Annotated in this window: 21 protein-coding genes; 20 read left to right on the top strand and 1 reads right to left on the bottom strand. The window is 35.2% G+C overall.

The annotated features are described in order from the left end of the window. Positions 1–7 precede the first annotated feature (7 nt). The 20 genes from K4422_RS01550 to K4422_RS01455 all read left to right on the top strand — a co-directional run bounded on the left by K4422_RS01550 (position 8) and on the right by K4422_RS01455 (position 17,925). Positions 8–1,147, top strand: coding sequence for a CDP-glycerol glycerophosphotransferase family protein (locus K4422_RS01550; RefSeq protein WP_230708799.1), 1,140 nt, complete (start codon positions 8–10; stop codon positions 1,145–1,147). Beyond that, entirely contained in the window at positions 1,144–1,875 is a 732-nt protein-coding gene (locus K4422_RS01545) for a WecB/TagA/CpsF family glycosyltransferase (protein ID WP_230708797.1), read from the top strand. Before K4422_RS01550 ends, K4422_RS01545 begins: the two co-directional genes overlap by 4 nt. Beyond that, positions 1,868–2,611, top strand: a complete 744-nt coding sequence (locus K4422_RS01540; protein WP_230708795.1) for a glycosyltransferase family 2 protein — start codon at positions 1,868–1,870, stop codon at positions 2,609–2,611. The genes K4422_RS01545 and K4422_RS01540 overlap by 8 nt, the downstream gene beginning before the upstream one ends. 23 nt (positions 2,612–2,634) lie before the next feature. Beyond that, a complete protein-coding gene (locus tag K4422_RS01535) occupies positions 2,635–2,949 on the top strand; it encodes a DUF2304 domain-containing protein (RefSeq protein ID WP_230709002.1) in 315 nt (104 codons plus the stop codon). 15 nt (positions 2,950–2,964) lie between these two features. Next, a complete protein-coding gene (locus K4422_RS01530) occupies positions 2,965–3,738 on the top strand; it encodes a glycosyltransferase family 2 protein (RefSeq protein WP_230708793.1) in 774 nt (257 codons plus the stop codon). Between the two features lie 14 nt (positions 3,739–3,752). Continuing rightward, on the top strand, positions 3,753–4,100 hold the full coding sequence (locus K4422_RS01525; protein ID WP_230708791.1) for an EamA family transporter: 348 nt from the start codon (positions 3,753–3,755) through the stop codon (positions 4,098–4,100). 19 nt (positions 4,101–4,119) lie between these two features. Continuing rightward, complete coding sequence (locus K4422_RS01520; protein WP_230708789.1) at positions 4,120–5,634, top strand: DUF2142 domain-containing protein; 1,515 nt, start codon at positions 4,120–4,122, stop codon at positions 5,632–5,634. 30 nt (positions 5,635–5,664) lie between these two features. Next, positions 5,665–6,534: a glucose-1-phosphate thymidylyltransferase RfbA gene (gene rfbA, locus K4422_RS01515; RefSeq protein WP_230708786.1), complete on the top strand. Its 870-nt coding sequence runs from the start codon at positions 5,665–5,667 to the stop codon at positions 6,532–6,534. A gap of 11 nt (positions 6,535–6,545) precedes the next feature. Then, the gene (gene rfbC, locus K4422_RS01510) at positions 6,546–7,118 is read left to right on the top strand and encodes a dTDP-4-dehydrorhamnose 3,5-epimerase (RefSeq protein WP_230708999.1); all 573 of its coding nucleotides are present in this window, start codon (positions 6,546–6,548) and stop codon (positions 7,116–7,118) included. A gap of 11 nt (positions 7,119–7,129) precedes the next feature. Further along, complete coding sequence (rfbB, locus tag K4422_RS01505) at positions 7,130–8,158, top strand: dTDP-glucose 4,6-dehydratase (protein WP_230708784.1); 1,029 nt, start codon at positions 7,130–7,132, stop codon at positions 8,156–8,158. 57 nt (positions 8,159–8,215) lie between these two features. Then, on the top strand, positions 8,216–9,055 hold the full coding sequence (rfbD, locus tag K4422_RS01500; RefSeq protein WP_230708782.1) for a dTDP-4-dehydrorhamnose reductase: 840 nt from the start codon (positions 8,216–8,218) through the stop codon (positions 9,053–9,055). A 104-nt stretch (positions 9,056–9,159) separates the two neighbouring features. After that, positions 9,160–11,136 carry a GH25 family lysozyme gene (locus K4422_RS01495; protein ID WP_230708780.1) on the top strand — a complete coding sequence of 659 codons (1,977 nt, stop codon included), beginning with the start codon at positions 9,160–9,162 and terminating at the stop codon, positions 11,134–11,136. A 99-nt stretch (positions 11,137–11,235) separates the two neighbouring features. Then, positions 11,236–12,675, top strand: coding sequence for an endolytic transglycosylase MltG (gene mltG / locus K4422_RS01490; protein WP_230708777.1), 1,440 nt, complete (start codon positions 11,236–11,238; stop codon positions 12,673–12,675). A gap of 106 nt (positions 12,676–12,781) precedes the next feature. After that, positions 12,782–13,261 carry a transcription elongation factor GreA gene (gene greA, locus K4422_RS01485; RefSeq protein WP_206905472.1) on the top strand — a complete coding sequence of 160 codons (480 nt, stop codon included), beginning with the start codon at positions 12,782–12,784 and terminating at the stop codon, positions 13,259–13,261. 175 nt (positions 13,262–13,436) lie between these two features. After that, positions 13,437–14,168, top strand: coding sequence for a cell wall-active antibiotics response protein LiaF (gene liaF / locus K4422_RS01480; RefSeq protein ID WP_230708775.1), 732 nt, complete (start codon positions 13,437–13,439; stop codon positions 14,166–14,168). Further along, complete coding sequence (locus K4422_RS01475) at positions 14,165–15,223, top strand: sensor histidine kinase (protein ID WP_230708773.1); 1,059 nt, start codon at positions 14,165–14,167, stop codon at positions 15,221–15,223. The genes liaF and K4422_RS01475 overlap by 4 nt, the downstream gene beginning before the upstream one ends. Before the next feature lie 40 nt (positions 15,224–15,263). Beyond that, complete coding sequence (locus K4422_RS01470; RefSeq protein ID WP_206905479.1) at positions 15,264–15,893, top strand: response regulator transcription factor; 630 nt, start codon at positions 15,264–15,266, stop codon at positions 15,891–15,893. Positions 15,894–15,995: 102 nt separating this feature from the next. Next, positions 15,996–16,661: a potassium channel family protein gene (locus tag K4422_RS01465; protein ID WP_206905481.1), complete on the top strand. Its 666-nt coding sequence runs from the start codon at positions 15,996–15,998 to the stop codon at positions 16,659–16,661. Between the two features lie 12 nt (positions 16,662–16,673). Further along, the gene (locus K4422_RS01460; RefSeq protein ID WP_206905484.1) at positions 16,674–16,967 is read left to right on the top strand and encodes a HesB/YadR/YfhF family protein; all 294 of its coding nucleotides are present in this window, start codon (positions 16,674–16,676) and stop codon (positions 16,965–16,967) included. Between the two features lie 22 nt (positions 16,968–16,989). Further along, entirely contained in the window at positions 16,990–17,925 is a 936-nt protein-coding gene (locus K4422_RS01455; RefSeq protein ID WP_230708771.1) for a glycosyltransferase family 2 protein, read from the top strand. A gap of 93 nt (positions 17,926–18,018) precedes the next feature. Here the strand turns inward: K4422_RS01455 and K4422_RS01450 are convergent, their stop codons facing one another. Next, the gene (locus K4422_RS01450; RefSeq protein ID WP_230708769.1) at positions 18,019–18,963 is read right to left on the bottom strand and encodes a phosphoglycerate dehydrogenase; all 945 of its coding nucleotides are present in this window, start codon (positions 18,961–18,963) and stop codon (positions 18,019–18,021) included. Positions 18,964–19,062 lie beyond the last annotated feature (99 nt).

Below are 19,062 nucleotides of genomic sequence, written 5' to 3'. Positions count from 1 at the left end.
AGCAAATATGAAAACTATCAGTGCAACGGTAAAACATGGTTATCTAAAATTAATTCACGTATTGAGCCAAAGAAAAGTAGAAAAGAAGAAAATCGTTTTTTTACTTAGCTTTCCAACAACGAGCGGTATTATTTTAGAGCGCCTTGCCCCTTACTTCAAAGGCGATTTAGTTATTGGTTATACTAATAATAGTGCGTCATTAGCACAAACGTATCAAAAATTTGGCTGTAAGATATATTCACTAGCGAAAAAGAAAATTTTTGCTAGCAAAATAATTGCTTTAACAAAAAACGCAGATGTCGTGTTATGTGATAATTATTTTGCTTTTTTAGCAGGACTTCAATTTTCTGAAAATACAGCGGTCTTACAACTATGGCATGCCGATGGCGCTGTGAAATCTTTTGGACTAGAGGCTAAATATGCACTAGCTGCAAGTAGTGAGGATAAAAAGCGTTATCAAGCTGTTTATGAACGTTTTACTCATTACGTGGTGGGATCAAAAAAAATGATGACTATTTTTAAAGACAGTTATCAAACAACTACGGCTGAGTTTTTACCCTTTGGTTATTTACCGACTGATATTTATTTTGATAAAAACAGTAAACAATTAAATAAAAAAAAGTTTATTGAAAAATTTGGCACAAAAAAGACGCTACTGTATGCTCCGACTTATCGTGAAAACTATGAAACACCACTATTAGATTTTGAAACATTAGCAGCAAAATTAGGGAACCAATGGCAGCTGCTTGCGCATCCGCACCCACACGATAAAGTCTTACGAGCAAAACTTGCTACGTATAAAAACGTGGTGACAGATTTTGAGACACTTTCGCTGCAGGCGCTATTGCAAAACGCCGATTGTCTAATATCTGATTACTCATCGGTTCCTTTTGAGTATGCATTGGCAAATCCTAAGGGAAAACTTATTTATTATTGTCCAGATTTTGATCAGTATAATGAAACAGTAGGACTGCAAAAAGATTTTAGTGAGTGGTTGCCAAAAGTTTTAACTACAGATGAAGCAGGGTTAATACAGCTAATCTCAGCGTACCCTTATGAAAATTTAGAGAATTTCAACAAACTTTGGAATACTTACAATAAAGGGGATGCTTGTAAACAATTGATAGAATGGATTGAAAATAGATGAGGGAAATGATTTTAGGGCTGCCCGTTGATAAAATTACGTATGAAGACATTTTAACAGATGTCCCTAAATTTTTAGAAGGTAACCAGAAAATGAGCATCATTAGTGTCAACCCGCAAATTGCGCTTGAAGCTAACAAATATCCCAGTGTAATTGATTTACTTGCCAAAAGTACACATCGCATTCCTGATGGCATCGGCGTTGTTTTAGTCTCAAAAATGACCGGTGGTAAAATTAAAGAACGCGTAGCCGGCTTTGACTTAATGGTAAAACTTTTGGAATATGCCAATAAGACACAAAAAAAGTGTTTTTTTTATGGCGCTAAACCAGAAATTTTACAAGATGCCATCAAAAATATTCAAAAAGACTATCCTAATTTGATCGTTGTAGGCAGCATTGATGGTTATACAAAAATGGATGATCACGAAATCGTGGCGGCGATGAATAAAGTAAAACCAGATTTTATATTTGTTGCTTTAGGTTTTCCCCGCCAAGAACTTTGGCTGGCAGAAAATATGGGTAGTGTCAACGCACACGTCTTTCAAGATGTCGGGGGAAGTTTTGATGTTTTAAGCGGACATGTTAAACGTGCACCAGATTTTTTTATTAAAACACATTTAGAGTGGCTATATCGCTCATTAAGCAATCCGACGCGAATTGGTCGAATTGTACAGTTACCGATTTTTGTAGTAAAAAGTTTGTGGTGGAAGATGAGGAATGGTAATGATTAAGAAAAAACGCGGATTGGATGTAAAAATATTACTTATTATACCAGCATATAATGAGGAAGCGAGTATATTGAATACGATCAGGAAGGTTAATGATTTTCGTGGTTCATTTCCATATACTTTAGACTACGTTGTAATTAATGATGGTTCAACTGATGGTACAGCCGATATATTAAAAAACGCGAATGCCAATTCAATTAGTTTAATTACGAACATGGGGATTGGTGGTGCGGTTCAAACAGGATATCGTTATGCAAAAGAAAAAGACTATGACATTGCCATACAATTTGACGGAGATGGCCAACACGATATTAATTCATTAGAAAATTTGGTTAATCCTATTTTAAATCAGCAAGCTAATCTTGTAGTTGGATCACGCTTCATGGGAGATAAATTAGCTGATTTTCAAACTACTGGAATGAGAAGATTTGGAATCAATATTATTTCTTTTTTTATCAAATTAGTTACAGGGAAAAAAATATTTGACACAACTTCAGGATATCGTGCTGCTGATAAGTCAGTCATTCAATTCTTTTCTCACAGATATCCCGTTAAATACCCAGAACCAGAATCGATTGTTCACATTTTGAAGAAAAAACTTTTTGTTGAAGAAGTTGCGGTCAACATGTTTGAAAGAAATGGAGGAGAATCCTCTATTACACCATTAAAATCCATCCGCTACATGTCTGATGTTTGTTCATCAATAATTATATCTGCTCTTATGAAGGAGGAAGATTAGTGATCAATATATTCTCAATTATAATGTTAATTGTTGCGTTATTATTTTTGTATTTCATCGTCCGAAATATAAATACTAATAAGTTTCTACTAGAAAATGCAGCTATATGGATAGTTTTTGGAGTTATTTGGGTTATTTTTTCCCTGTTTCCTAAAATTCCAGCATCTATAGCTAATTTATTTGGTTTTCAAATTACGTCAAATTTTTTAATGTTTTCTGCAATAATTTTTTTACTATACCTAGTATTTCGATTGTCTATTAAACTGTCTAGACAACAAAATCAGCTTAATATTCTGATTCAAGAAATATCAATTCTGAAGTCGAAAAAAGAAAAATAAAGAGGAGATTTATACATGGACTCTACGGATCATACTTTTGTAATTTGTGCCTATAAGGAAAGTGAGTTTCTAGAAGACTGCATACTTTCGCTGAAAGAGCAAAGTTTGAAATCTAAAATCATTATGTATAGCTCTACGCCTAATGATTTTATCAAAAGCTTGGGGGAAAAGTACGCAATACCTTTTTATACTAAACCTGGAGGAGGTATTGGAAAAGATTGGAATAATGCACTCTCGTTTGTAACTACAAAATATGCTACAATTGCTCACCAAGATGATGTTTATCTTAATCAATATTTAAAAAAAATCATAGAGAAAGTAGATGAAGATACATTAATAGTTTACAGTGATTATAAAGAATGGAAGAATGGAGAAATTATTGCAAAAAATTTAAATCTTAAAATTAAACACGCAATGCTAAATGCCATATCCCTTTTTCCTAAAAATAAATTTTGGCGATTAAGAATTTTAGCGTTTGGAAATCCAATCTGCTGTCCTGCTGTAACTTATAATTTAGATAAATTAAATGCATTTAAGTTTAATGAAACGATGAAAGTTTCTCTTGACTGGCTGGCTTGGTATGAGATTGGAAAAATGGAAGGAAACTTTCAATTCATAAATCATGATCTAATGTATCATAGAATTCACGAGGATTCGGAGACAACAAATACAATTTCTGACAATACACGAACAAAAGAAGATATATTAATGTATAGAAAATTTTGGCCACGCCCAGTTGCCGAGCTTTTAATGAAATTTTATGCAAAGAGTCAAACTACAAATAATTAATTGGAGATGTTATGATGATTCTATTTTTACTCTATGTGGTGTTATCGACTTCAGGATTAGTACTTTTCAAATTGGGGTCAACTGGAGGAGGAATATCTCTGACTCTAAGTAAGACTGCATTTGGTTTTCACATACCCGTATTGAGCTTATTGGGATTACTGTGTTATATGATTAGCTTTTTAATGTGGATGTATATTATTTCTAAATCTGACATAAGTTTTGTCGTACCCTTAGGCGTGGCTTTGACTAATCTTGCAGTATTGGTGAGTTCATATTTTATATTAAATGAAACTATCACCTATACTACGATTATTGGTGCAGCATTAATTATTATTGGTGCAGTTATTTTAAATTTGAAATAATATGTAGACGGAGGAAGTTTTGAATAATTTACGACTAGATTTTTTTAAAAATAGGTGGTTTGTTCTTTCTTGTTTTTTAGTAGCAATAATTGGCGGAGGGTACTCCACTGGTTTTCGTCAATTTGATTGGTGGCCTATATTTTTCATTTTTTTTGTAGGTGCGGCGGCAGTTTTATTTCTAACTTCCGAGTTAGAATGGGTTTCACTAGCTATAATTGCCTTATTTGGAACGCTTTTTGTCTTTTTGTCTCCTATATTTGATGTTTTAGATGAGCCAGCACATTATGCTCGAGCAGAATACGTTGCAGAAGGAAACTTCTTTTTAAGTAACGATAAAAGTAATTTGAAAATTTCAAAGGATTATGAACTTTTAGAAAAGCAAACGGGATATAATGGTATCAATCGATTGAAACCCAAAAAGAATCTAATGGAACTCAATCTATTCGAAATTGAGCATAATTCAAAAGAAACAATTGAGACCAAAATAAAAGCGACGCGGCCTTATGGCACCCTAATGTATTTACCAAGTGCCCTGGGGATTTTTTTAGGCAGAATATTCACTGGAAATCTTGGCGTAATGTTTTATTTAGGAAGGTGGATGAATCTTTTTGTCTATGCCCTAATGTCTTTTTTTGCCATAAAGAAAGCCGGAAATTTCAAGTTAATATTAGCATTCTTTTCAATTCAACATTTGCCAGTATATATATCTGCTTCGTTTAGTCAAGATGCTATTTTTTATGGTTTGATACTTTTAATAATTAGCAAGTATGCTAGTATTTTTTGTCGCGATAATAAAATTGAATTAAAGGACCTAATCTATTTAATGGTATTATGTTGTTTGATGGCAATGAGTAAATTACCTTATGTAGCTCTGATAGGTTTGCTGATTTTTATTCCAATTAAAAAATATAAAAATATTAAATTATACTTTTTAAGTTTTGGTGTCTGTTTAGTAGTACTAATATTTTCTCTACTTTGGATTAAAATTTATTCTTCTATTACACCGGATGATTTACCAAAACAAGTTAATGAGTCTCTACAATTGAAACATATTATGGAACACCCTAGGTATTTTCTAAATAGTCTCTCTTCGGGAGTCGTCGAAAGTGTTTTAAAAATTAAACAATATTTTTCTTTTGGCTGGTCATATTATTACTCAGAAATTGCTACTTTTATAAGCCTTATATTAGCGGGAGCTGTTATATTATTTTCACCATTGCAGTTTGTGGGTAGAGTAAACAAATTTTTCAAAATTGCTGTCATTTTAGTAAGTTTTGCAATAATAATTTTGACAAATATTATCATGTATTTATCATTTACAGGAGTTGGAGAAAAGGTGATTAATGGAGTACAAGGAAGATATTTTTTTGGAATTCTTGTTTTCTCGCCATTTTACCTAAACCAATCGCATAAATTTTTTATTGGTAACATTGAAGAAGTTGTTGACGAAAGTCGTATTGCGCAGTTAATTCTTGGATTTTCAATCTTGTTATTAGTTTGGATGGCGACCATGAGAATAGGAGCGTATTATTAATTATTTTGAATCAGAGAGGGAAGCTAAAATATGAAAGGTATAATTCTAGCAGGAGGATCGGGCACACGCCTATATCCACTAACCAAAGCAACATCGAAACAACTGATGCCAGTCTATGATAAACCAATGATTTACTATCCAATGTCTACACTGATGCTGGCTGGAATCAAAGAAATCCTAATTATTTCAACGCCACAAGATACACCACGGTTTGAAGAATTATTTGGTGACGGTCATGAGTTAGGAATTCAAATTGAATATGCTATTCAACCAAGCCCAGATGGTTTAGCCCAAGCTTTTATAATTGGGGAGAAATTTATTGGGGATGACAGTGTTTGTTTAGTCTTAGGCGATAATATTTATTATGGTGGCGGACTATCAAAAATGTTACAACGAGCCGCCGCAAAAGATGAAGGTGCGACAGTTTTTGGCTACCATGTTAATGATCCTGAACGCTTTGGTGTAGTGGCCTTTGATGAAGAAATGAATGCTATTTCGATTGAAGAAAAGCCAGAACAGCCAAAATCCAATTATGCAGTTACAGGACTTTACTTTTATGATAATGATGTTGTTGAAATTGCCAAAAGCATTCAACCATCTCCACGAGGAGAATTGGAAATCACAGATGTAAACCAAGTTTATTTAGAGCGTGGTAAACTTTCTGTAGAAGTAATGGGACGCGGCTATGCTTGGTTAGATACAGGAACCCACGAATCGTTGTTAGAAGCTTCCACTTTTATAGAAACAATCGAAAAACGCCAAAACTTAAAAGTAGCTTGTCTTGAAGAAATTGCCTATCGTATGGGCTATATCACAAAAGAAGAACTGAAAGAATTGGCACAACCTTTAAAGAAAAATCAATACGGACAATACTTACTCCGTTTAGTGGAAGAGGCGTAATGATGGGAAAGATTAACGTAACGAATACTAATTTACAAGATGTTAAGATTATCGAACCAGCTGTCTTTGGGGATCATCGTGGCTTTTTTACCGAAAGCTATTCAGAACAGGACTTTAAAGCTGCAGGAATTGGGTATGATTTTATTCAAGATAATCATTCTCTGTCCACTCAACCAGGAGTCTTGCGTGGACTGCATTTTCAAAAAGGGAAAGCTGCACAAACGAAATTGATCCGGGTTGTCTCTGGTGTTGTTTTGGATGTGATTGTGGATATTCGTAAGGGCAGCCCTACATATGGAAAATGGGAAGGGTATCTTTTATCTGAATATAATCATCGCCAGTTATTAGTACCAAAAGGTTTTGCTCATGGTTTTGTCACGTTAACGCCAAATGTGAATTTCTTATATAAATGTGATAATTATTACAATACCGATGCGGATGCAGGTATTGCTTTTGATGATCCTGAGTTAGCGATTGAATGGCCAATTTCTTTGGATAAAGCAATCTTGTCAGAGAAGGATAAACAGCATCCTACCTTGAAAGAATTTGATTCAGAAAATCCATTTGTTTATGGTGAAATTTAGGAGGTAGACTAGTGAAAAATATTATTGTTACCGGAGGAGCCGGTTTTATTGGCTCTAACTTTGTTCACTATGTTGTGAAAAACCATCCCGAAGTGCATATCACGGTCTTGGATAAACTAACCTATGCTGGAAACAAAGAAAATTTAGCAGGACTACCTTCTGACCGTGTGGAGTTGGTCGTTGGAGACATCGCAGACGCACCGCTTGTAGAGAGCTTAGTAAAAGAAGCAGATGCGGTAGTTCATTATGCTGCAGAATCCCATAATGACAATTCATTAAAAGATCCATCACCTTTTATTCAAACGAACATTGTAGGTTCTTTTGTTCTACTAGAAGCTTGTCGTAAGTTTGGCGTCCGTTACCATCATGTGTCCACAGACGAAGTGTATGGGGATTTACCATTACGAGAAGATCTCCCAGGACATGGCGAAGGTGAAGGTGAGAAATTTACAGACCATACACCGTACAATCCTTCTAGTCCATACTCTGCTTCAAAAGCAGGTTCTGATTTATTGGTAAGAGCCTGGGTAAGATCATTTGGTCTGCAGGCGACTATTTCCAACTGTTCCAATAACTATGGACCTTATCAACATATTGAAAAGTTTATTCCGCGTCAAATTACGAATATCTTAAGCGGCATCACGCCAAAACTTTATGGCGATGGAAAGAATGTCCGGGATTGGATTCATACTAATGATCATTCTTCTGCCGTTTGGTTAATCCTAACCAAAGGAAAAATTGGAGAAACGTATCTAATTGGCGCCGATGGTGAAGAAGATAATAAAACGGTAATGGAATTGATTTTAGAAGAAATGGGTTTACCTAAAGATGCCTACGAACATGTCAATGATCGTCCGGGACATGATTTGCGCTATGCGATTGATTCTACCAAATTACGTGAAGAATTAGGTTGGCAACCTAAATTTACCGATTTTCGTTCTGGCTTGAAAGATACAATTGCTTGGTATACAAGTCATGAAGATTGGTGGCAAGCAGAAAAACAAGCAGTAGAAGCTAACTATGCCAAACAAGGGCAATAAATAAAATAATGGAAAAATATAAAGCAGGAGAATTCCTGCTTTTTTAGGAGGATAAAAATGATTTTACTCACAGGAGGAAACGGACAATTAGGAACAGAACTACGCCATTTGTTAGATGAAAATAAAGTTGACTACGTTTCTACGGATGCTTCAGAAATGGATATAACTGATGCAAAAGCAACGATGGCATTTATTACAGATTTGAAACCTGATGTAATCTATCATTGTGCAGCCTATACAGCAGTGGATAAAGCTGAAGACGAAGGCAAAGAACTGGATGAGCAAATTAATGTAATAGGTACTGAAAATGTTGCGAAGGCTGCAAAAGTGGTTGATGCGACAATGGTGTATATTAGTACAGATTACGTTTTTGATGGTAGACAACAGGGACATGAGTATCAAGTAGATGATCAAACCAATCCTTTAAACGAATATGGTCGAACTAAGTTATTGGGTGAAAATGCAGTAAAAGAAATCCTTGAAAAGTATTATATCATCCGTACTTCATGGGTTTTTGGCCAATATGGACATAATTTCGTCTTTACGATGCAAAACTTAGCGAAAACACGGGATACACTTACGATTGTGAATGATCAATTTGGTCGTCCAACGTGGACACGCACATTAGCAGAATTTATGTTATTTGTAATTGAAAAACGAGCAGACTATGGCACGTATCATTTATCAAATGAAAATAGCTGTTCGTGGTATGAGTTTGCCAAAGAGATTTTAAAAGATACGAATGTAACCATTCTGCCAGTTACCTCAGCAGAGTTCCCACAAAGAGCGACACGGCCGCAATATTCTGTAATGGACTTATCGAAAGCAACAGCTTTGGGTTTTGAGATTCCGACTTGGGAAGAAGCTTTAGAATTAATGTTGGATACAGTTAAATAAAGAGTGGTTTATCAAATTTAATTTAATAACGAAAATAAATATTTTCTTTGTTTTTTTATACTTTAATTGTATGATTAAAATATAATGGGAAAAGGAGATTGAAAATGAAAAGGAACATAAGATGGACTGTTGGAATCTTGTTATTAAGTTCGTTGTTAGGCAGTATACCAGTTCATGCGGTAGAGGATACTCTGCAAAGTCATGTAATAGACCAACCGTCAATGACAACCGAAAGTACTCAGGATGATTCATCGGAAAATAAGAAAGTTCAAAATAGTCGTGAAGATGTACCTTCTTTTGATGATGCTGATAAAACAGACTCATCACAAGAATACATTAATGAGTCTAGTGCAAGTGACGTATCAGATGATACGCGAGTAGATAAAGATCTTGAAAATTATCTACAGCGAACTGATGATTTATTTCCTTTACAAGAAAGTCGCTCGGATTTAAATGGATCAGCAGGGAAAAGAAATTTACGTTCTTTAGGGAGAAGCTCGTTTTCGATTCCAATAATTAACGCAGGAGAAGCTGGTCGGCCTAGATTTGACTTTATTGATGTATCGTCTTGGAATAATAACTTGAAAGTTTCAGACTATGTAAAAATTAAAAATTATGGTATTAAGAGCGTAATTGTTAAATTAACTGAAGCCACTTCTTACCAAAATCCTTACGCGGCTGATCAAATAAAAAATGCACATGCGGCAGGTCTCAAAGTTCATGTATATCACTATAGTTGGTTTACCAATGTAGCAGCTGCAAGACGGGAGGCGGAATATTTTGCCGCCCTAGCAAAAAAATTACAGTTATCGAGTAGCACTATCATGGTAAATGATATTGAAGAACCCAAAATTATAAATAGTGGCGATCATACAACAAACTCGCAGGCTTTTGCACAGCGATTGAGCGAGCTAGGCTTTAAGAATACTATGCATTATGTAGGACGCAGTTGGGTTGATACAGGGAAAATTAGTGCACAAAAACTCGGTATGGAAAACTGTTGGGTAGCGCAGTACCCATATAATCCTACCAATCATTGGAACACAGATTTCAGTGCTTGGCAGTGGACTTCTCAAGTAGTGTTTCCCGGCGTAAATGGCGTCTTTGACATGTCGGCGGACTACAAAGGAAAATTTACCGGTAATCTACAAGGAGACGCGATTAGAGATCAGCGTTATGTAACGATTTCGAAAGGTAATTATTCTATTTGGCAAAATTTTTCATGGAAAAAACGTTCAACTTCAGATAACTATTTAAATAAAACTCTCGAGGTTCGGTATCGGTACGATCATCTTAACGGTTCAAGTTATTATTCACTTTATGATAATAACGGCAGTTGGGTTGGCTATCTGAATAAAAGTGCAACAACCACTGGAGCAGGGGGACAATTTGGTAAGATATTTTCAACAAATAATTATGTGAAATTAAATGCCGATGCAAAACTATATACTAACAAAACATTAAGTAAACAAAAAAATATTTCTGCTACAATGAAAAATGAAGTTTATTCATCAAAATATTACTATGTAGGGTTTAACGGAAAACGTTATGATTCAGTTTATGATATAAGCGGGACTTGGCTAGGCTATGTTGAAAATATCCTTTTAGACAAACAGGGAAATCAGGGGCCAACGCGATCATTTCATCAATACGTTTCAATTAGCAGTAAAAATTATAATATTTGGCACAACTTCTCTTGGAAAAAAAGAGATGCGTCTTCAAATTATTACCAACAAACTGTAAATGCAAAATATATTTATGAACATACAAATGGCAGTGGCTATCTTTCGCTTTATGATAAGAATAACAGGTGGATTGGCTACATTAATAAAAACGCAACAAGAACAACAGGAAAACAAGGGGTGGCATTTGCTTATAATAAGACAGTAAAAATTAAGCGGAAAAATTATAGCATCTGGCAAAACTTTTCTTGGAAAGAAAAAAACAAAAGTAATAATTATTTGAATCAAAACGTGATTGCTAAGTATCAGTATAGACATCTTAATGGTGCAACTTACTATTCACTGTATAACAACAATGGTGTCTGGCTAGGTTATATCAATGCAGATGCTACAAAATAATTATTGATAAATTTTTAAAATAATAAAAAGCATTTCACTCCTCCTTACTTTCGTGTATAATGGTACAAGCTAGTATCATGAAAGTAAGGAGGAGTTGTTTTGTCTAAACAACATCCGGAAGAAGAATCTTTTAAAGACAAGATTTTAAATTCGTTAAATAACTCAGATGAGGAAACTTCAAAGAATGAAAGAAGTTCAACTCGTCAAGGTCAACAAAATAGAAATAGTTCGTCAAATGGTCAACGAGAACGTTTGAATGTTTCCAAAGAATCAGTTGGTGCAAGAAGAAGTGGTGGAGCAAAAAGCAATTCACCAAGTACTAAAAAAAATACGCCATCAAAAAAGGATGCAAAAGAAGTAAAAAAAGTGCCTGCTAAAAAGAAGCTTAAAAAAGAAAAAGTGGACACGAATACAAAAGTACCACTTAGCACGTCTTCAGATGAGATGCAGCGCAGAAAAATGCGTCAAAAAGAAGACCGCATCGTTAGTAAAATTGTGACGGTTGTTGTAGTTGCCTTATTAGTTATTGGTGGTATTTTAGGCTTTTCTGTTTATCGTTATGTTTCAAGTAGCTTACAACCTTTAGACACTGATAGTAAAAAAACTATTGCAGTAGAAATTCCAAGTGGTTCATCGAATAAACAGATTGGTGAGATTTTGCAAGAAGACAAAGTGATTAAAAGCGGTATGGTATTTAATTACTATACAAAATTTAATAACTTGACTGGGTTTCAAGCGGGCAGTTATCATTTTTCTCCGTCTATGACATTAGAAGAAATTAGTAAAAATCTACAAGGTGGGGGCGCCGGAACTGCAGGTGCAGATGCGAAGTTAACTATTCCAGAAGGCGTTGATATTGATAAGATTGGTGATATTATTGCCAAAGATACGAAAATTAAGAAATCCGAATTTATCGATTTGATGAGGAATGAAGATTTCTTTAAGAAAACACAAGCGAAGTATCCTGATTTATTAGCGAGTGCGGCGAAAGCTAAGGGAGTTCGTTATCGCCTAGAAGGCTACTTATTCCCTGCGACGTATGATTATTATAAGACTTCGTCATTAGAAGATATCGTAACCCAAATGATTGACAAAACTAATACTGTAATGTCAGCATACTACGATACAATTAAGCAGAAAAATATGGATGTACAAGAGGTTCTGACCCTTGCTTCTTTAGTTGAAAAAGAAGGGGTAACAGAGACGGACCGTAAAAAAATTGCGCAAGTATTCTTTAATCGGATTGCCGCGGGGATGCCATTGCAATCAGATATTTCCATTTTATACGCTTTAGGCGAGCATAAGGAAAAAGTTTACAACAAAGATTTACAAGTAGACTCGCCTTATAATTTATATACTAATACTGGGTATGGTCCAGGACCGTTTGATAGTCCAAGCGAACAATCAATTAAAGCAGTTTTAGATCCAACACCAAATAATTACTATTACTTTGTTGCAGATATTAAAACTGGTAAAGTTTATTATGCTGAAACATATGAAGAACATTTGGCCTTAGTTGAAAAATATGTAAATAATTAAATAAATGACGTTTACATTTTAAAAAAAGCATGGTAACCTTTTCGATATTAATTGCGAAAAGGTTACTATTTGCGATTTTAGAGTTGAAAATGAAGGAGAAATTACCATGGTAGAAAAAGTTTATCCAATGACAGTTGAAGGTAAAGAAAAATTAGAACAAGAATTAGAAGAATTAAAGACTGTAAAACGAGGCGAAATTATTGAGCGAATTAAAATCGCACGTGGATTCGGTGACTTATCAGAGAACTCTGAATATGAGTCTGCTAAAGATGAACAAGCATTTGTGGAAGGTAGAATTACCACATTAGAAAATATGATTCGTTTTGCCCAAATTATTGACAACGATGGGGTCGATAACGATGAGGTCTCCCTTGGAAAAAAAGTAACGTTTGTAGAACAACCTGATGGTGACGAAGAAGAATATACAATCGTTGGTAGTGCTGAGTCAGATCCGTTTTCTGGCAAAATTTCTAACGATTCACCAATTGCACAAGCTTTAATTGGCAAAAAAGTTGGTGATGAAGTAACAATTCAAACTCCTGGTGGCGACATGTTAGTAAAAATTACAAAAGTTGCACAGGCCTAATTAAACTAATGAAAAAACTTCTGAAACTTTTTGTTTCAGAAGTTTTTTCATTCTCTAGACCGATTTTATTTATTCTGATTTTCGTTATGATAAAATAGAAATGTTGTAATGAAAGTTAATGAAAATTGTAGGAGAGTTTCTTTATGAATAAAATGATTTATAGGGGGTGGAGAAGTTGAAAAATCCGTGGCGTTTTTTTCTTATAGTAGAGGCACTATTGCTTCTTTATGCTCTTTGGCAAGTTTTCAATAGTCCACCACTTTTTATGCTGCTACTTTTTGGTATCCTTTGTTTGTATTTTGCCAGTCGCGGAAAAAAACGAGGTCGAAGAACGAATTTTCGCTTGGTTGTGGGCTGTTTAGCTGTTTTTATTAGCTTGTTAAATAATCCAGCAGTCTGGTTGATGTTGGTGTTTGGTGTGTTGTTTATTGGTTTAAAAGGTGTAGAGTTAACAGGAATAGATCCGACTAAAAATGCTTTTTGGAAGAAAAAGCAGATGATAATGGTGGAAACAGAAGCTCCAGGGTTACATCCTGATAAACGCCAACGACAAAATTTGTTTGGAAATGAAAGAATTGGTAATCAAGTTTTCGAGTGGGATGATATAAATATTAATATGATTTCTGGAGATACTATCATCGATTTAGGAAATACGATTTTACCAAAAAGAGACAATATTATTATGTTGCGAAAAGGTTTTGGCAGAACGCGAATTTTAGTGCCTTTAGGTATTGGTATTGCGTTAGAACATGGTGGCTTTATTGGTAATGTGACTTTTGTGGGAGAACAAACTCCGCTTCGCAGCGAGCGAATTACGGTATATAGTGAAGATTATGATACGAGTGAGCGCCGAATTAAGATTTTATCCAGTACGTTGGTTGGGGATATTGAGGTGATTCGGGTATGATGGCAAAAATTTCCAAAGGGATGATTGCATTATATACCGGTATTGCAATTTTTATTACGCTGATTTTAGTTTTGTTTTCTTATCTTCATGCCAATAATGTAAAGAATTGGTGGTTGGTTTCCTTACAGACACGTATTTTCTTTTTACCTTTAATATTTTATATTTTAGCGATTTCAGTCGGTTTTGGGATTGTCACCTACATTTTGATTTCTTTATTTCGCAAGAGTTCTTATGGCGGCATCGAAGAAAAATTAAGGTTGTTAGTGGCCGGAAATTATGATTCTGACTTGCTAGGTGAACCATTATCACATTCTAAAGAAAATCATTATTTAACAGCGATTGATCAAGATATTACACAAATTGGCAAAAAAATGAATGAGCTTTCAACGGAATTACAGGTGCTAAATAGTCGACCACAATTAATGGATGGCCAAACAAAAGAAGAAATTTTGGAAATTGAACGACACCGCTTAGCCCGGGAGTTGCATGATTCTGTTTCACAGCAACTTTTTGCAGCAATGATGATGTTATCTGCTTTGAATGAGCAGGCAAAAAAAATGGAGCTACCAACACCGCAACAAAAGCAGTTACAAATGGTATCTGATATTATCAACGCTTCCCAGTCGGAAATGCGGGCCTTACTGCTACACTTGCGCCCGGTTAATCTTGAAGGGAAAAGTTTGAAACAAGGTATTGAACAATTATTAAAAGAATTACAATCCAAAATAAAAATCAAGCTAAAATGGGAGGCAGAAGAGATAACTTTGGCGCCGACTATTGAAGATCAGCTTTTTCGGATTGTTCAAGAATTATTATCCAATACATTACGTCATGCCAAAGCAGATGAGTTAGAAGTTTATTTGCACAAAGTTGGTCAAAATGTTTTATTGCGGGTAGTTGATGATGGTGTGGGATTTGATACAAGCGAGCAAAATGCTGGAAGTTATGGTTTAATGAATATTAAAGAGCGTGTCGCCAGTGTTGGTGGAACATGTAAAATTATCAGTTTTAAAGGACAGGGAACCAGTGTGGAAATAAAAATTCCAATTGTCTAATTTTTTATTGTTACGGGTTTCTTTAAAGGAGGATGTTGGTGTGATTAAAGTTTTACTTGTGGATGACCACGAGATGGTGCGTTTAGGTGTATCTTCTTATTTATCCATTCAAGATGATATAGAAGTTGTAGGTGAAGCTGAAAATGGCCAAATTGGTTATGAAAAGGCGTTATCTTTAAAACCAGATGTAATTTTGATGGATTTAGTGATGGATGTCATGGATGGTATTGCGTCAACTAAAGCTATTTTAAAAACATGGCCAGAAGCCAAAATCTTAATTGTTACCAGTTTTATTGACGATGAAAAAGTTTATCCTGCTATTGAAGCAGGTGCGTCTGGTTATTTACTGAAAACATCTACGGCCCATGAAATAGCTGATGCAATTCGAGCGACTTACCGGGGCGAACGAATTTTAGAGCCAGAAGTTACAAGCAAAATGATGAATCGTTTAACGAATAAAACGCCAATTTTACACGAAGATTTAACAAATCGGGAAAGAGAAATTTTATTATTAATTGCACAAGGAAAAAGTAATCAAGAAATCGCTGATGAATTATTCATCACCTTAAAGACTGTGAAAACACATGTCTCGAATATTTTATCAAAATTGGAAGTTGAAGACCGAACGCAAGCGGCTATTTATGCCTTTAAACATGGACTAGCCAAATAAAACAAAACCTCTTCGATAGCACAACGAAGGGGTCTTTGTTATACTAGCTACATAAGTTACGATAGCTGTTTTAAATAAAGTGTACGAATGAAGGAGAATAGAATGAAACAAAATTATGCCATTATTGGTTTAGGGCGTTTTGGAGGCAGTATTTGTCGAACTTTGATTGAATCTGGTCAAGAGGTTTTAGCGATTGATAGTAGTGAAGATCGTGTAAATGAATATATGAATATCGCAACCCATGCTGTCGTGGGAAATGCGCAAGACGAAATGACTTTACGCTCATTGGGCATTCGTAATTTTGATCATGTGATTGTCGCAATTGGAGAAGATATTCAAGCAAGCATTTTAGTTACGTTAATGGTAAAAGAAATGGGCGTCCCAAATGTTTTGGCTAAAGCGCAAAACGAATATCACGCCCGGGTATTAGAAAAAATCGGCGCCGATCGCGTTGTGCATCCTGAAAGGGATATGGGGGTAAGAATAGCCCATAATCTCGTTTCTAAAAATATTTTAGATTATGTCGAATTATCAGATGACTATTCATTGGCAGAAATACGTGTGACCAATCCCAAATTTTATGATAAGACATTGGCAAACTTGAATTTCCGTCAAAATTTTGGTTTAACGGTAGTCGGTATTCGCCGGGTTAACGGCAAAGTTGTTGTTTCTCCTACCGCCGATGAAATCGTTTTAAAAAATGATAATCTTTTGGTGATTGGTGAAACAGACGACGTGGATATTTTAGATGAAAAAATGAATGATTAGTGAGGGATATTAATGAAAATAACAATAACACCAGCAGCGGCAAAATGGTTTAAAACAGAATTAACAGTTGATGAGGGGATGGGCGTTCGTTTTTACGGTAAAGTTTACGGTAAAACGCAAGTTCACGAAGGTTTTTCAGTTGGGATGTCTGTTGATACCCCAGAAAATCCAATTGCAAAAGCAACCGCTGATGGGATTTTATTTTATGCCGATGAAGCAGATGAATGGTTTTTCAAAGGCTATGATTTAACCGTCGACTTGGATGAAAAATTAAATGAACCTAAGTATTTATTTACAGAAGACTAAACTATTATAGGAGTTTAAGCAAATGCTTTTGTCGGTTATTGTACCGTGTTTTAATGAAGAAAAAAGTTTGCATTACTTCTTTGCTGAAATGGCAAAAATTGAAAAAGTGCTGCCTTTAGATGTGGAATACATTTTAATCGATGACGGATCTACTGATAAGACTTTGAAGCTGATGAAAGAATTGTCAGTAAAGAGTGGTGGAAAGGTTCATTATTTTTCATTTTCTCGTAATTTCGGCAAGGAGGCTGCAATATATGCGGGGTTACAAAATGCCAAAGGAGACTATGTGACACTAATGGATGCTGATTTGCAAGATCCACCGCAATTATTAGTGGAGATGTATGATTTGTTAGTAGCCCATGATTTAGATAGTGTCGCTACCAGAAGAAAAAACCGCGCTGGTGAACCTAAGCTTAGGAGTTTATTTGCGCGCTTATTTTATTATTTGATGAATAAAATTGGCGAGACTGAACTCGTGTCTGGTGTCCGTGATTTCCGACTTATGACAAGGCAAATGGTAGATGCTGTTTTGCAAATAACTGAATATAACCGTTTTTCTAAAGGAATTTTTAGTTGGGTTGGTTTTAAAACAGAGTACATTGCTTATGAAAATGTTGCACGTGTTGCGGGTAAAACTTCTTGGTCTTTTTGGCAACTTTTAAAATACTCGATTGATGGGATCGTGAATTTTTCTGACTTACCACTAAACATCGCTTCTTTTGTAGGTGCTTTGTCGTGTTTTGGCTCTGGTATTGCCTTGATTTTTATTGTTGTACGGGCCTTATTGTTTGGCGACCCTACCAGTGGCTGGCCTTCTATGGTTTCCATTTTTCTATTTGTGGGGGGCTTACAGTTACTTTGCTTAGGGATTATCGGGAAATATATTGGCAAAATATTTTTGGAAACAAAAAAGCGACCCCATTACTTAATAAAGGAGTCAGATAAAAATAGACCGTAAAACCTTGTTGAAAAACTGACAGTTCGTTAGCTTTTCAACAAGGTTTTTTGTTTTTTTATTGAGCACGAAGACAATACAACTATAAAAAAATTTTTAGTAACCTTTTGTAAGATCAACTTGATTTTGGCTGACAGCTTGCGTTTTAACAAAGGAGTCAAGATTTTTCAAAAAGATCCTCATGAATTTTTGCTGGAAATGTGGTACCATGCCAGCAATATGGGGAGTAATCAAAATGTTATCTAGCTCCCATAGGGGACTATTAGAAGCAAGTGGCTCTTCTTCAAAGACATCTAATGCGGCATAGGCAATTGTTTGTTCTTGTAGAGCTTTAACTAGGGCAGGTGTATCCACGCTGGCACCTCTTCCGACGTTAATAAAAGTAGCACTTGGACGGAGTAGATTGAAAAATTCTGTGTCATACAGATGATACGTTTCAGCGGTGAGGGGAAGAATGTTGACAATGAAATCAAATTGTTGAGCTATTGTTTTTAGTTCTGAAATTGCATGTGTATTCGTGAAATTTGGGGCACTGTGGCCAGAAGTATTAATTCCGGTGGGATGATTACCAAGTATATTCAAAGTTCCAGCGAGTTCTTGGCCAATTTGACCAGTACCAACAATCAAAATTTTTTGTTCTTCTAATTTGCCATAAAAAATAGTTTGTTGCCATTTTTTATGACGTTGGCCAACAGCTGCTTCATTAAAGCCTCTAAGGCGCATCAAAATTGTCGTTAAAACGTGTTCACTAATCGCTTCTTTGTGAATACCTTTTGCATTCGTCAATAAAATATTTTGCTTTTTAAAATCTTGAAGTGGAAGATAATCAACTCCAGCGGAAATACTTTGTACCCACTTTAAGTTGGAATTAGGTGCTAGTAATTTATCCCATTTTTTTTGCCAACCGATGGTAATTTCCACTTGTTGCCAAGCTGCAGTTGTAGCGATTTCGGTAATAAAATCATATTCTGGCGCAATTTTTTTTATTTCATTAATCAATTCTGGTTTAAAAGGGCGACTGGATAAGATATATTTCGTCATAAAACTTCCTCCTTTATGTACATACTTTTATTGTAGCAAAGGAAATTAAAAAAGACGCTTTTCAAGTTTTGTAGGACTCTAAAAGTTAGATTTTTAAGC

The organism is Enterococcus sp. SMC-9, from assembly GCF_021011285.1.
Taxonomy (GTDB): Bacteria; Bacillota; Bacilli; order Lactobacillales; family Enterococcaceae; genus Enterococcus_C; species Enterococcus_C montenegrensis.
This window is presented reverse-complemented; position numbering and strand designations above follow the sequence as displayed.